The sequence below is a fragment of the Streptomyces sp. NPDC006208 genome (assembly GCF_040613775.1).
Lineage (GTDB): Bacteria > Actinomycetota > Actinomycetes > Streptomycetales > Streptomycetaceae > Streptomyces.
Genome location: NZ_JBEXSW010000013.1, coordinates 36,711 through 50,636, shown reverse-complemented (window position 1 = coordinate 50,636; position 13,926 = coordinate 36,711). Strand labels below are relative to the sequence as shown.

Here is a 13,926-nt window from a genome sequence, read left to right as displayed (position 1 = left end):
CGGGGGGTGCGGAGGGCGTCGCAGTCTGGGGAAGGCGCAGGTGTCAAGCGATTCATCGGCAACTCTCCGGACACGTGGATGTAACGATCAGTTGCCCTTGCAGAAAATTGCCGCAAGGTCTTTCGGATAGTTTTCAGCCCTGTTACGTTCCTCGACGACTCGGCGCCGCGATGGAGCGGTCCCCTCGTTGAAGGAGTTCACATGCGACGTGGCATAGCGGCCACCGCGCTGACCGCGACCCTCGCGCTTGCGGTCACGGCTTGCGGCGGCGACAGCGACAGCGGTTCCAAGGGCACAAGCGGCCCCGTCACCATCACCTGGTGGGACACCTCCAATGCCACGAATGAGGCGCCCAACTACAAGGCCCTGATCTCCGAGTTCGAGAAGGCGAACAAGGACATCAAGGTCACGTACGTCAACGTCCCGTTCGACCAGGCCCAGAACAAGTTCCAGACCGCGGCCGGCAGCAAGGGCGCGCCCGACGTGATCCGCGCCGACGTCGGCTGGACGGCCAACTGGGCGAAGTCGCAGTTCCTGGCGCCGCTGGACGGCACCGACGCGCTGAAGAACTCCGAGGACATCACCCCGGCCCTGCTCAAGCAGGCCCAGTACGAGGGCAAGACCTACGGTGCGCCGATCGTCACCGACTCGCTCGCGCTGATGTGGAACAAGGAGCTCCTGAAGAAGGCCGGCTTCGACAAGGCCCCCACCACCTGGGACGAGCTGAAGAAGGTCTCCAAGGCCGTCGCCGCCAAGACCGACGCGGACGGCTTCTGGATGAACAAGGCCGGCTACTACCAGATGCCGTTCCTGTACGGCGAGGGCACCGACCTGATCGACTCCGAGGGCAAGAAGATCACGGTCAACTCGCCCGAGGCCGTCAAGGCCATCGAGACCAGCAAGAGCCTGCTGAAGGCCCCGGGTGTCGCCAAGCTCGACGTCTCCGCCGACTCCTACGCCCACATGCAGGACGCCTTCACGACCGGCAAGGTCGCGATGATCGTCCAGGGTCCCTGGGAGCTCACCAACATCTACAAGGGCGCTGCGTTCAAGGACGCCGCGAACCTGGGCCTCGCCACCGTCCCGGGCGGTTCCGCCGGCAAGGGCGCCCCGATCGGCGGCCACAACCTGTCCGTCTACGCCGGCTCCGACGCCGCGCACCAGAAGGCCGCGCAGAAGTTCGTCGGCTTCATGACCTCCGGTGAGACCCAGGCGAAGATCGCGCTGAAGAACAGCACGCTGCCGACCCGCACCTCCGCGTACACCGCCGAGGTCAAGGCGCTGCCCGGCTTCGCCGACATGCAGACGGTCCTCGCCGAGGGTGGCAAGGCGCGTGGCTCGGACCCGAGCTACAGCTCGCTGTACACCGACTTCGAGACCAACGTGACCAAGGTCCTCCAGGGCAAGGTCGGCGTGCAGAAGGGTCTTGACGACGCCGCGGCGGCCTACAAGAAGCTGCTGAAGGACTACTCCTGACCTCACGGCCGGCCCGCCCCGCCTGACCCGGGGCGGGCCGGCCGTGCAGCCGTATCCCCACTGACCACCGACCACCGACGAGATCTGCCGAGAAGGTGCCGAAGATGACCGTCGCCGTAGAGGGTGCTGCCCCCAAGGGCGGGCGTGGTGACGCCCCGCGCCCCGGGCTCTTCGCCCGTATGAAGCTCTCCTACGAGAAGCACTGGTACGCCTGGGCCATGGTGGCGCCGGTCGTCATCGTCCTTGCCGTCCTGGTGCTGTATCCGCTCATCCGCGGCGTCTATCTGTCGATGACCGACGCCGACAGCCTCAACGTGGGCCGGACGATCGGCGTCAACAAGATCCCGGACTCGTTCTCGTTCGTCGGTGCGGACAACTACACGGAGATCCTCTCGGGCTCCGACGGCCAGTTCTGGCCCCACTTCACCTGGACGATCGTGTGGACGATCGTCTGTGTCGCGTTCCACTACGGCATCGGGCTCGGGCTCGCGATGCTGCTCAACCGCAAGTTGCGCGGCCGCACGTTCTACCGCCTCGTGCTGATCCTGCCGTGGGCCGTGCCCACCTTCGTCACCGTCTTCTCCTGGCGGCTGATACTCGCCGACGAGGGCGGAATCCTGAACACCGCACTCGGCTGGCTCCACCTGCCCCAGCCCGGCTGGCTCAGCGACGTCTTCTGGCAGCGCACCTCCGCGATCATGGTCAACGTCTGGGTCGGTGTGCCCTTCATGATGGTCTCGCTGCTCGGCGGACTGCAGTCGATCAACACCGATCTGTACGAGGCCGCCGAGATGGACGGCACGACCCCGTGGCAGCGTTTCCGCCATGTCACGCTGCCGGGCCTGCGCTCGGTCAGCTCCACCGTGATCCTGCTCGGCGTCATCTGGACGTTCAACCAGTTCGTGGTCATCTTCCTGCTGTTCGGCGCGACCGGTGCACCCGAGGCACAGATCCTCGTCACCTGGGCGTACCGGCTCGGCTTCGGCCAGGATCCGCGCGACTACGCCGGATCGGCCGCCTACGGCGTGATCATCCTGTCGATGCTCATCGTCTTCGCCTCCTTCTACCGGCGCTGGCTCGCCCGCAACGAGCAGACCGCCGCCTGACACACGAAAGGACGCCTCCGACATGAGCATCACGACCGAACGTCCCGCGGCGGCACCTGCGACGAAGACCTCACGTCCCGCCGGGCGCGGCCGCTCCCGCCCGCGCGGACGGCGCAGCTTCGGCGCCTCGCTCGCGATCCACGCCACCCTGCTCGTGGCGAGCTTCATCGCCTTCTTCCCGGTGGGCTGGATCGCCTGGATCTCGCTCGGCCCGGACAAGACGGACTTCCTCCACCCCGACCAGATCGCCGGCAAGGTCAGCCTCGAGAACTACTCTGCCGTCCTGGGCGACACCGAGTTCCTTCAGTGGTTCGTGAACTCGCTGATCGTGGCCCTCGGCACCTGCCTGCTGGGCGTGTTCATCGCCGCCAGCGCCGGCTACGCCGTCTCCCGGATGCGCTTCCCCGGCCACCGCCAGCTGATGTGGACCTTCCTGGTCACCCAGATGTTCCCGGTCGCCATCCTGATGGTCCCGCTCTACAAGATCGTGGCCGACCTCGGGCTGCTGGACACCTACGGCGCGCTCATCCTCGTGTACTGCACCACGGCCGTCCCCTACTCGGCCTGGCTGCTCAAGGGCTACTTCGACACCATCCCGCACGAGATCGACGAGGCGGGCCGGGTCGACGGGCTCACCCCGTTCGGCACCTTCTACCGGCTGATCCTGCCGCTCGCCCGCCCGGGTCTGGCGGTGGCGGCGTTCTACACCTTCCTCACCGCCTGGGGCGAGGTCGCCTACGCATCGGTGTTCATGCTCAGCGAGGGCAAGTACACCCTGTCCATCGGCCTCACCACCTTCGTCAGCCAGTACGACACCCAGTGGGACCTGATGGCCGCGACCGCGGTGCTCATCGCCCTGCCCGCCTCGCTGGTCTTCTATCTCGTCCAGCGTCACCTGGTCACCGGCCTCACCGCCGGCGCGGCGAAGTCCTGACGCGCACCCCCCACCGTTCCCGTCCGCCATCTCTTACTCAGGGAAGACATGACCCAGCACCTCGCTGCCCCCACGCACACACTCGACAGCACCCGTCCGGGCTGGTGGCGCGACGCGGTGATCTACCAGGTCTATCCGCGCAGCTTCGCCGACGGGAACGGCGACGGCATGGGCGATCTCGACGGTGTGCGCAGCCGGCTGCCCTACCTGAAGGGCCTTGGCGTCGACGCCGTCTGGCTCAGCCCCTTCTATGCCTCCCCGCAGGCCGACGCGGGTTACGACGTCGCCGACTACCGGGCCATCGACCCCATGTTCGGCACCCTTCTCGACGCCGACGCGCTGATCCGCGACGCCCATGAACTGGGCCTGCGCATCATCGTCGACCTGGTCCCGAACCACTCCTCCGACCAGCACGAGTGGTTCAAGCGCGCACTCACCGAGGGCCCCGGCTCCGCGCTGCGCGACCGCTACCACTTCCGCCCCGGCAAGGGCGCGAACGGCGAGCTCCCGCCCAACGACTGGGAGTCCATCTTCGGCGGTCCCGCCTGGACCCGTACCCAGAACCCGGACGGCACCCCCGGCGACTGGTACCTGCACCTGTTCGCGCCGGAGCAGCCCGACTTCAACTGGGACCACCCGGCCGTCGCCGACGAGTTCCGCTCGATCCTGCGCTTCTGGCTGGACATGGGCGTCGACGGCTTCCGTGTCGATGTCGCCCATGGCCTGGTGAAGGCCGAAGGACTGCCCGACATCGGAGGCGGCGACCAGCTGAAGCTGCTCGGGAACAACGTCATGCCGTTCTTCGACCAGGACGGCGTGCACGAGATCTACCGCGCCTGGCGCAAGATCCTCGACGAGTACCCGGGGGACCGGATCGCCGTCGCCGAGGCGTGGACGCCGACCGTGGAGCGCACCGCGAACTACGTACGTCCCGACGAGCTGCACCAGGCCTTCAACTTCCAGTACCTGGGCACCGCCTGGGACGCCGCCGAGCTGCGCTCGGTCATCGACCTCTCGCTCGCAGCGATGCGCCCGGTCGGCGCTCCCGCCACCTGGGTGCTGTCCAACCACGACGTCACCCGGCACGCGACCCGGTTCGCCAACCCGCCCGGTCTGGGCACCCAGATCCGCGACGCCGGCGACCGTGAACTCGGTCTGCGCCGGGCCCGTGCGGCGACCCTGCTGATGCTGGCGCTGCCCGGCTCCGCGTATCTCTACCAGGGCGAGGAGCTCGGCCTGCCGGACGTCACGGACCTGCCCGACGAGGTGCGCCAGGACCCGTCGTTCTTCCGCGCGGCCGGTCAGGACGGCTTCCGCGACGGCTGCCGGGTGCCGATCCCGTGGACCGTCGAGGGCTCCTCGTACGGGTTCGGCAGCGGTGGCAGCTGGCTGCCGCAGCCGGACACCTGGGGCGGGCTCAGCGTCGAGGCCCAGACCGGCGACCCGGACTCGACCCTGGAGCTGTACCGCAGCGCACTCGCCGTGCGCCGCGAGCAGCCGGGGCTCGGCGAGGGCGACGCCGTGACCTGGCTGGAGGCCCCCGAGGGTGTGCTCGCCTTCCGCCGCGAGGGCTTCGTGTGCACCGTCAACACCACCGGCAAGCCGGCCACCCTGCCCGTCTACGGGCGGCCGCTGCTGGCCAGCTCCGGGGTCGTCGTGGACGGCGACCGGACGGAGCTGCCCGCGGACACCACGGTGTGGTGGGCGGTGTGACCGTTCCGCTGCCGCGGGGTGTCGACAACGGCACCCCGCGGCTTTCGGACATCGCGGCCCAGGCCGCTGTCAGTGAGGCGACCGTCAGCCGGGTACTCAACGGCAAAGCCGGCGTGGCGTCCCCGACCAGGCAGCGGGTGCTGGCCGCGCTCGACGTGCTCGGCTACGAGCGGCCGGTGCGCCTGAAGCGCCGCAGCGCAGGGCTGGTGGGTCTGGTCATTCCCGAGCTCACCAACCCGATCTTTCCGGCGTTCGCGCAGGTCATCGAGCAGGTGCTGGCCGGCCACGGCTATACGCCGGTCCTGTGCACCCAGATGCCGGGCGGGGCCACCGAGGACGAACTGGTCGAGCAGCTCGAGGAGCGCGGTGTCACCGGCATCGTGTTCCTCTCAGGGCTGCACGCCGACACCTCGGCCGACGCGTCGCGGTACGTCGCGCTGTCCTCCCGGGGCGTCCCGTTCGTCCTGATCAACGGCTTCAACGAAGCGATCGACGCGCCCTTCGTGTCGCCCGACGACAGGTCGGCCGCGCGCATGGCCGTCACCCATCTCGCCGAGCTGGGACACCAGCGCATCGGGCTCGCCATCGGGCCGACCCGGTATGTGCCGTCCCGGCGCAAGGCCGAGGGGTTCGTGGACGCCCTGCACGCGGTGCTGGGCATGTCGCTGGACGAGGCCGAAACCCTCATCCAGCGCACGCTGTTCTCCGTCGAGGGCGGGCAGGCGGCGGCCGGCCTGCTCATGGACCAGGGCTGCACCGCGATCGTGTGTGCCAGCGACATGATGGCGCTGGGTGCGATACGAGCCGTGCGCTCGCGTGGACTCGAAGTACCGGGGGACGTGTCCGTGGTCGGGTTCGACGACTCGCCGCTCATCGCCTTCACCGATCCGCCGCTCACCACCGTGCGCCAGCCGGTCAAGGCGATGGCGACGGCCGCGGTGAACGCGCTGATCGAGGAGATCGAGGGAAACCCGGTGCACCGCACGGAGTTCGTGTTCCAGCCCGAGCTGGTCGTCCGCGGTTCCACGAGCCAGCCGCACGGTCGGCGCGGCTGACCGGAAGGATGCCCGGGGCCTGCCCTGTTGAGGGCGGCGGGGTGTGAACTGGCCCCGGGCTCCCGGCTGGGCCGCGTTCCAGCGACCTGTGACCGGTCCGGCCGGCCGGGCGCGTAGGGCCCGGCGTTGCCGGGTCCCCCGGTCGGCCGGACCGGAGTCGAGCTGAACGTAACACCCCTGCAATGACTTGCGAAAGAGTTTGCGGTCACGAAACGGCCATGTTCCCCGCTTGTCACCGGAGTCTGCCCAAAGGGTTGACCTGCGCGCGACAGAACCGTACGGTCACGACCGCAATCAGTTTCAGACTTCTTGCAGCAAGAATCGTCAAAGGCCTTGCGGACATGGCGCGTTGTCGTACGAGGCTTCCCCCCTCGCATCCGCACCTCCCCAGAGCAGGAGGAATCATGGCCCGCAGAACCGTGGCCGCTGCACTCGCCACCGTGGCGGGAGCCGCTGTGGCCGTCACGGCGCCCGCCCCGGCCCAGGCCACGCCGCCCGGCGACAAGGACGTCACCGCCGTGATGTTCGAGTGGAAGTTCGCCTCCGTCGCCAAGGCCTGCACCGACCAGCTCGGCCCCGCCGGCTACGGCTTCGTCCAGGTCTCGCCGCCCCAGGAGCACATCCAGGGCTCGCAGTGGTGGACCTCGTACCAGCCCGTCAGCTACCGGATCGCGGGCAGACTCGGCGACCGCACCGCGTTCCAGAACATGGTCGGCACCTGCCACGCGGCAGGCGTCAAGGTGGTCGTCGACACCGTCATCAACCACATGGCCGCAGGCTCCGGGACGGGCACCGGCGGCTCCTCGTACACCAAGTACGGCTACCCCGGTCTGTACTCGTCGCCGGACCTGGACGACTGCACCGCCCAGATCACCAACTACCAGGACCGGGCCAACGTCCAGAACTGCGAGCTGGTGGGGCTCGCCGACCTCGACACCGGCGAGGAGTACGTCCGCACCAAGATCGCCGGCTATATGAACGACCTGCTCACCCTCGGCGTCGACGGCTTCCGCATCGACGCCGCGAAGCACATGCCCGCCGCCGACCTCGCCGCCATCAAGGCGAAGCTCACCAACACGGGCGTGTACTGGAAGCAGGAAGCGATCCACGGCGACGGCGAGGCCGTCTCCCCGAGCGAGTACCTCGGCAACGGCGACGTCCAGGAGTTCCGCTACGCCCGCGACCTCAAGCGCGTCTTCAACGGTGAGAACCTCGCCTACCTGAAGAACTTCGGCGAGGGCTGGGGCTACATGGCCTCCGGCAAGTCGGCGGTCTTCGTCGACAACCACGACACCGAGCGCGGCGGCGACACCCTCAACTACAAGGACGGCGCCACCTACACGCTGGCGAACGTCTTCATGCTGGCCTGGCCGTACGGTTCGCCCGACGTCCACTCCGGCTACGAGTGGTCCGACAAGGACGCGGGACCGCCGAACGGCGGCAGCGTGAACGCCTGTTACAGCGACGGCTGGAAATGCCAGCACGCCTGGCGCGAGATCTCGTCGATGGTCGCCTTCCGGAACGTGGCGCGCGGTCAGGCCGTCACGAACTGGTGGGACAACGGCGGGGACCAGATCGCCTTCGGCCGCGGTACCAAGGCGTACGTCGCCATCAACCACGAGAGCTCGCCGGTCAGCCGTACGTTCCAGACCTCGCTGCCGACCGGCACGTACTGCGACGTGCAGAGCGGCAACCCGGTGACGGTGAACGGCTCCGGCCAGTTCACGGCCACCCTCGGCGCCCACACCGCACTCGCCCTGCACGTCGGCGCCACGAGCTGCAGCGGCGGCGGCACCCCCGCACCCGCCTCCGGCGCGTCCTTCAACGTCAACGCCACCACCGCCGTCGGCCAGAACATCTACGTCACCGGCAACCAGTCCGCGCTCGGCAACTGGAACACCGGCAGCGCGCTCAAGCTGGACCCGGTGGCCTACCCGGTGTGGAAGCTCGAGGTGAGCCTGCCCGCGGGCACCTCGTTCGAGTACAAGTACCTCCGCAAGGACGCCTCGGGCAACGCCATCTGGGAGAGCGGCGCCAACCGCACCGCCACCGTCCCCGCCTCGGGCAAGGTCACGCTGAACGACACCTGGCGCAACTGACCCCTGCCCTCCGCAGCATCCGCCGCCCCCGCCCCCGGTACCAGGGGCGCGGGGCGGCATCCCCTCTCCGTCACCCTCCTCGAGGAGAACTCCGCCTTGATACGCCCCCGCCCACATCTGCGCTCGGCAGCGGCCGCCCTCGCGGCGGCCACGGTCGCGGCGCTCATCTCCGCCCTTCCGGCGGCGGCCGAGCCCAAGCCGCCCGCGCCGCCGTCGGACCGGTCGCTCGCCGACCGGCCCGCGCGTCACGATCTGACCCGCGAGCAGTTCTACTTCGTCCTGCCCGACCGTTTCGCCAATGGCGACCCGAAGAACGACCGCGGCGGGCTGACCGGCACCCGTCTCGCCACCGGTTACGACCCCACCGACAAGGGCTTCTACCAGGGCGGCGACCTCAAGGGACTCACCGAGAAGCTCGACTACATCAAGGGGCTCGGCACCACCGCCATCTGGATGGCGCCGATCTTCAAGAACCAGCCCGTGCAGGGCGAGGGCAAGGATGCCTCGGCCGCCTACCACGGCTACTGGATCACCGACTTCACCCAGGTCGACCCCCACTTCGGCACCAACGCCGACCTCGAGAAGCTCATCGACAAGGCCCACGCCAAGGGCATGAAGGTCTTCTTCGACGTCATCACCAACCACACCGCCGATGTCGTCGACTACAAGGAGAAGTCGTACGGCTATCTGTCCAAGGGCGCCTTCCCCTATCTCACCAAGGACGGCGTGCCTTTCGACGACAGCGACTACGCCGACGGCAGCCGGCCCTTCCCGGAGACGGACCGCGACTCCTTCCCGCGTACGCCCGTCGTCCCCGCCGAGAAGAAGAACCTCAAGGTCCCTTCCTGGCTCAACGACCCCACGATGTACCACAACCGGGGCGACTCGACCTTCGCCGGCGAGTCCTCCGCGCACGGTGACTTCGTCGGTCTCGACGACCTGTGGACCGAGCGTCCCGAGGTCGTCGAGGGCATGGAGAAGATTTACCGGCGCTGGGTGCGCGACTTCGACATCGACGGCTTCCGCATCGACACCGTCAAGCATGTCAACACCGAGTTCTGGACCCAGTGGGCCACCGCACTCGACGACTACGCCGCCGACCGCGGCCGCGACGACTTCTTCATGTTCGGCGAGGTCTACTCGGCCGACCCGGCCATCACCGCGCCGTATGTGACCGAGGGCCGCCTCGACGCCACACTGGACTTCCCCTTCCAGGACGCCGCGCGGAACTACGCCTCGCAGGGCGGCTCGGCGGCCAAGCTCTCGAACCTGTTCGCGCAGGACTACCGCTACACGACCGACAAGGCCAACGCCTACGAGTCGGTGCCTTTCCTCGGCAACCACGACATGGGCCGCTTCGGCACCTTCCTCCGGCAGGACAACGCGAAGGCCGACGACGCGGAGCTGATCAAGCGCTACCGGCTCGCCAACGAGCTCATGTTCCTGACCCGCGGAAACCCGGTCGTCTACTACGGCGACGAGCAGGGCTTCACCGGCGCGGGCGGCGACAAGGACGCCCGCCAGACCCTGTTCGCCTCCAGGACCGCCGACTACCTCGACGACGACCAGCTCGGCACCGAGCGCACGCACGCCTCGGACGCATACGACGCCAAGCACCCGCTGTACCGGCAGATCGCCGAGCTCTCCAAGCTCACCAAGACCCACCCGGCGCTGCGTGACGGCATCCAGACCGAGCGCTACGCGGCCGACGGCCAGGGCGTGTACGCCTACTCCCGCACCGACGCGAAGTCGAAGACCGAGTACGTCGTCGCAGTGAACAACGCGACCGAGCCGAAGACCGTCGAGGTCCCGACCGGCTCCGCGGCCATGAACTTCCGCACGCTCTACGGCGGTTCCGCCACCGTCACCAGCGGATCCGACAAGAAGATCACGGTCACCGTCCCGGCGCTGTCCTCGCTCGTCCTCAAGGCGGCCGGCGCGCTCGCCGCCCCCGCCGCCAAGCCCGCCCTCACGCTCAAGGCCCCGGCCGCCGGCGCCACCGGCACCGTGGAGATCAGCGCGGACGCCGACGGCGGACAGCTGAACCGCGTCGTCTTCGCCGCCCAGGTCGGCAACGCCAAGTGGCAGGTGCTCGGCTCGGCCGACCACGCCCCCTACAAGGTCACCCAACGCGTCTCCGACCGGGTCCCCGCCGGAACCGCCCTGCGGTACAAGGCCGTTGTCATCGACAGCGCCGGCCGCACGGCGAGCGCCACGGCCGCCACCACCAGCGGTGCGCCCGCCGTGGAGCAGCCGCCGACCGCCGTCCAGCGCGACTACGCCGTCGTCCACTACAAGCGCGCCGACGGTGACTACGCCGACTGGGGCCTGTACACCTGGGGCGACATCGCCGACGGCGAAGGCACCACCTGGCCCGCGGGCAAGCCGTTCACCGGCCGTGACGCCTACGGCGCCTTCGCGTACGTCAAGCTCAAGCCCGGCGCCTCCTCCGTCGGCTTCATCGCCGTCAACAAGGACGGGGTGAAGGACGTCGACGCCGACCGGGCGATCGATCTCACCAAGACCGGCGAGATCTGGATCGAGCAGGGCAAGCCGGAGGTGCGGAACACCGCGCCCGAGGGGGCCTACCCGCCCCAGGACACCGGCAAGGCGATCCTGCACCACAAGCGCGCCGACGGCGACTACAGCGGCTGGGGCCTCCACACCTGGACCGGCGCCGCGAACCCGACCGACTGGTCCAAGCCCCTCGAGCCCGTCCGCACCGACGCGTACGGCGCGGTCTACGAGGTACCGCTCGCCGCCGGAGCCACCTCGCTCAGCTACATCCTGCACAAGGGCGACGAGAAGGACCTTCCCGCCGACCAGTCGCTCGACCTCAAGGCCAACGGCCACGAGGTGTGGCTGCTCGCCGGCCAGGAGAAGTACCTGCTGCCGCAGCCCAAGGGCGGCGGCGCCGCCCTGGACCTCACCAAGTCCCACGCCGTGTGGATCGACGCCGACACCGTCGCCTGGAAGGGCAGCGACGCCGCCGCCTCCGTCCAGCTCCTCTACTCCCGCGACGGATCGATCGCCGTCAAGGACGGAGCCCTGACGGGCGATGCCCACTGGCTCCGCCTGAACAAGTCGGAACTCACCGCAGCGCAGAAGGCGAAGTTCCCGCACCTGAAGGCGTACCCCGCCTACACCGTCGACCCGCGCGACCGGGACAGGGTCCGCGAAGCCCTCAAGGGCCAGCTCGTCGCCGCACAGCGGTCCGCCACCGGAGCCGTGCTCACCGCCACCGGTGTGCAGATCGCCGGAGTCCTCGACGACCTGTACGCGGCGAAGGCGACCAAGGCGTCCCTCGGCACGACCTTCGACCGCAAGGGTGTGCCCACCCTGCGGCTGTGGGCGCCGACGGCCCAGCAGGTCACCCTCGAACTCGACGGCAAGGCCGTCGCCATGCGCCGCGACAGCGCGAGCGGCGTCTGGTCGGTCACCGGCAACAAGTCCTGGAAGGGCAAGACCTACCGCTACGCGGTCAAGGTATGGGCGCCCAGCGTCCAGCAACTGGTCACCAACAAGGTCACCGACCCCTACTCGGTGGCGCTGACCGCCGACTCCAAGCAGAGCGTCATCGCCGACCTGCGCGACAAGTCCCTTGCCCCGTCGGGCTGGTCGACGCTGAAGAAGCCCGCCGCCGTACCGCTGCGGGACGCACAGATCCAGGAGCTGCACATCCGCGACTTCTCGATCGCGGACCCGACGGCCTCCGACAAGGGCACGTACCTGGCTTTCGCCGACAAGGACAGCAAGGGCACGAAGCACCTGCGCGCCCTGGCCGACGCGGGCACCTCGTACGTCCATCTGCTGCCGGCCTTCGACATCGGCACCATCCCCGAGAAGAAGTCCGACCAGCAGCAGCCCGACTGTGACCTGAAGGTCTATGCCCCCGACTCCGACGAGCAGCAGGCGTGCGTCGCCAAGGCCGCGGCCAAGGACGCGTTCAACTGGGGTTACGACCCGTACCACTACACCGTTCCGGAGGGGTCCTACGCCACCGACCCGGACGGGACCGAGCGCACGGTCGAGTTCCGCCGGATGGTCCAGGCGCTGAACCAGGACGGGCTGCGGACCGTCATGGACGTCGTCTACAACCACACCGTCGCCGGCGGCCAGGCGGAGAAGTCCGTACTGGACAAGGTGGTGCCCGGCTACTACCAGAGGCTGCTCGCCGACGGCACGGTCGCGACCTCCACCTGCTGCGCCAACACCGCCCCTGAGAACGCGATGATGGGCAAGCTCGTCGTCGACTCGATCGTCACCTGGGCCCGTGACTACAAGGTCGACGGCTTCCGCTTCGACCTGATGGGTCATCACCCGAAGGCCAACATGCTCGCGGTGCGTGACGCACTCGACGAGCTCACGCTCGAACGCGACGGCGTGGACGGCAAGAAGATTATCCTGTACGGCGAGGGCTGGAACTTCGGCGAGATCGCCGACGACGCCCGCTTCGTCCAGGCCACCCAGAAGAACATGGCCGGCACGGGCATCGCGACCTTCTCCGACCGGGCGCGGGACGCGGTGCGTGGCGGCGGCCCGTTCGACGAGGACCCGGGCGTGCAGGGCTTCGCCTCCGGTCTGTACACCGACCCCAACTCCTCGGCGGCGAACGGCACCCGGGAGGAGCAGAAGGCCCGGCTCCTGCACTACCAGGACCTGATCAAGGTGGGCCTGTCCGGCAACCTGGCGTCGTACTCCTTCACCGACACCAGCGGCCGCACCGTCAAGGGCTCCGAGGTCGACTACAACGGTGCGCCGGCCGGCTATGCCGCCGTCCCCGGCGACGCGCTCGCATACGCGGACGCGCACGACAACGAATCGCTGTACGACGCCCTCGCCTTCAAGCTCCCCGCGGACACCTCGCCCGCGGACCGGGCGAGGATGCAGGTCCTCGCGATGGGCACGGCGGCCCTGTCCCAGGGACCCGCGCTCTCCCAGGCGGGCACGGATCTGCTGCGCTCCAAGTCGCTGGACCGCAATTCCTACGACAGCGGCGACTGGTTCAACGCGATCCACTGGGACTGCAAGGACGGCAACGGCTTCGGCCGCGGCCTGCCGCCGGAGGCCGACAACAAGTCCAAGTGGGGGTTCGCGAAGCCGCTGCTGGCCGCGCCGTCGCTCACGGTGGGCTGCACGCAGATCGGCGCAGCGTCCGCCGCCTACCGGGATCTGCTCACGATCCGCTCGACGGAGCAGGCCTTCAGCCTGGCCTCCGCCGACCAGGTCCGGTCCGCCCTCTCCTTCCCGCTCTCGGGCAAGGACGAGACCCCGGGCGTGATCACCATGCGACTCGGTGACCTGGTGGTCGTGTTCAACGCCACCCCCGAGGAGCAGACGCAGCGGATCGCGGAAGTCGCCGACAAGGCGTACCGGCTCCACCCCGTGCAGCGTTCGGGCGCGGACGAGATCACCCGGACCTCGTCGTACGAGAGGAGCTCGGGGACCTTCACGGTCCCGGCACGCACGGTCGCCGTCTTCGAGCGCGGCTGACCTCCACTATTCATCGCCCCCTCACCCGTGTCGCTGTTGGGCCGAACGGG

General features: G+C 68.9%; 7 protein-coding genes. All 7 read left to right on the top strand.

What is annotated here, in order from left to right; all coding sequences use genetic code 11:
- Positions 1 to 201 precede the first annotated feature (201 nt).
- The 7 genes from ABZ208_RS12770 to pulA all read left to right on the top strand — a co-directional run bounded on the left by ABZ208_RS12770 (position 202) and on the right by pulA (position 13,876).
- Positions 202 to 1,476, top strand: a complete 1,275-nt coding sequence (locus ABZ208_RS12770) for an extracellular solute-binding protein (RefSeq protein ID WP_356909494.1) — start codon at positions 202 to 204, stop codon at positions 1,474 to 1,476.
- 104 nt (positions 1,477 to 1,580) lie between these two features.
- Positions 1,581 to 2,582 (top strand): sugar ABC transporter permease, encoded by a 1,002-nt coding sequence (locus ABZ208_RS12765; protein ID WP_356909493.1) that lies wholly within the window; start codon positions 1,581 to 1,583, stop codon positions 2,580 to 2,582.
- 22 nt (positions 2,583 to 2,604) lie between these two features.
- Complete coding sequence (locus tag ABZ208_RS12760) at positions 2,605 to 3,516, top strand: ABC transporter permease subunit (protein WP_356909492.1); 912 nt, start codon at positions 2,605 to 2,607, stop codon at positions 3,514 to 3,516.
- Between the two features lie 48 nt (positions 3,517 to 3,564).
- Positions 3,565 to 5,229 carry a glycoside hydrolase family 13 protein gene (locus ABZ208_RS12755; RefSeq protein ID WP_356909491.1) on the top strand — a complete coding sequence of 555 codons (1,665 nt, stop codon included), beginning with the start codon at positions 3,565 to 3,567 and terminating at the stop codon, positions 5,227 to 5,229.
- A complete protein-coding gene (locus tag ABZ208_RS12750) occupies positions 5,217 to 6,284 on the top strand; it encodes a LacI family DNA-binding transcriptional regulator (protein ID WP_356909490.1) in 1,068 nt (355 codons plus the stop codon). Before ABZ208_RS12755 ends, ABZ208_RS12750 begins: the two co-directional genes overlap by 13 nt.
- A gap of 404 nt (positions 6,285 to 6,688) precedes the next feature.
- On the top strand, positions 6,689 to 8,383 hold the full coding sequence (locus ABZ208_RS12745) for a carbohydrate-binding module family 20 domain-containing protein (protein WP_356909489.1): 1,695 nt from the start codon (positions 6,689 to 6,691) through the stop codon (positions 8,381 to 8,383).
- Between the two features lie 96 nt (positions 8,384 to 8,479).
- A complete protein-coding gene (gene pulA, locus ABZ208_RS12740) occupies positions 8,480 to 13,876 on the top strand; it encodes a pullulanase-type alpha-1,6-glucosidase (RefSeq protein WP_356909488.1) in 5,397 nt (1,798 codons plus the stop codon).
- Positions 13,877 to 13,926 lie beyond the last annotated feature (50 nt).

What these genes read in the sequence shown, in the direction of transcription:
- ABZ208_RS12770 (WP_356909494.1), top strand. Translation starts at nt 202, where the DNA reads ATGCGACGTGGCATAGCGGCCACCGCGCTGACCGCGACCCTCGCGCTT.
- ABZ208_RS12745 (WP_356909489.1), top strand. Translation starts at nt 6,689, where the DNA reads ATGGCCCGCAGAACCGTGGCCGCTGCACTCGCCACCGTGGCGGGAGCC.
- ABZ208_RS12760 (WP_356909492.1), top strand. Translation starts at nt 2,605, where the DNA reads ATGAGCATCACGACCGAACGTCCCGCGGCGGCACCTGCGACGAAGACC.
- ABZ208_RS12765 (WP_356909493.1), top strand. Translation starts at nt 1,581, where the DNA reads ATGACCGTCGCCGTAGAGGGTGCTGCCCCCAAGGGCGGGCGTGGTGAC.
- ABZ208_RS12755 (WP_356909491.1), top strand. Translation starts at nt 3,565, where the DNA reads ATGACCCAGCACCTCGCTGCCCCCACGCACACACTCGACAGCACCCGT.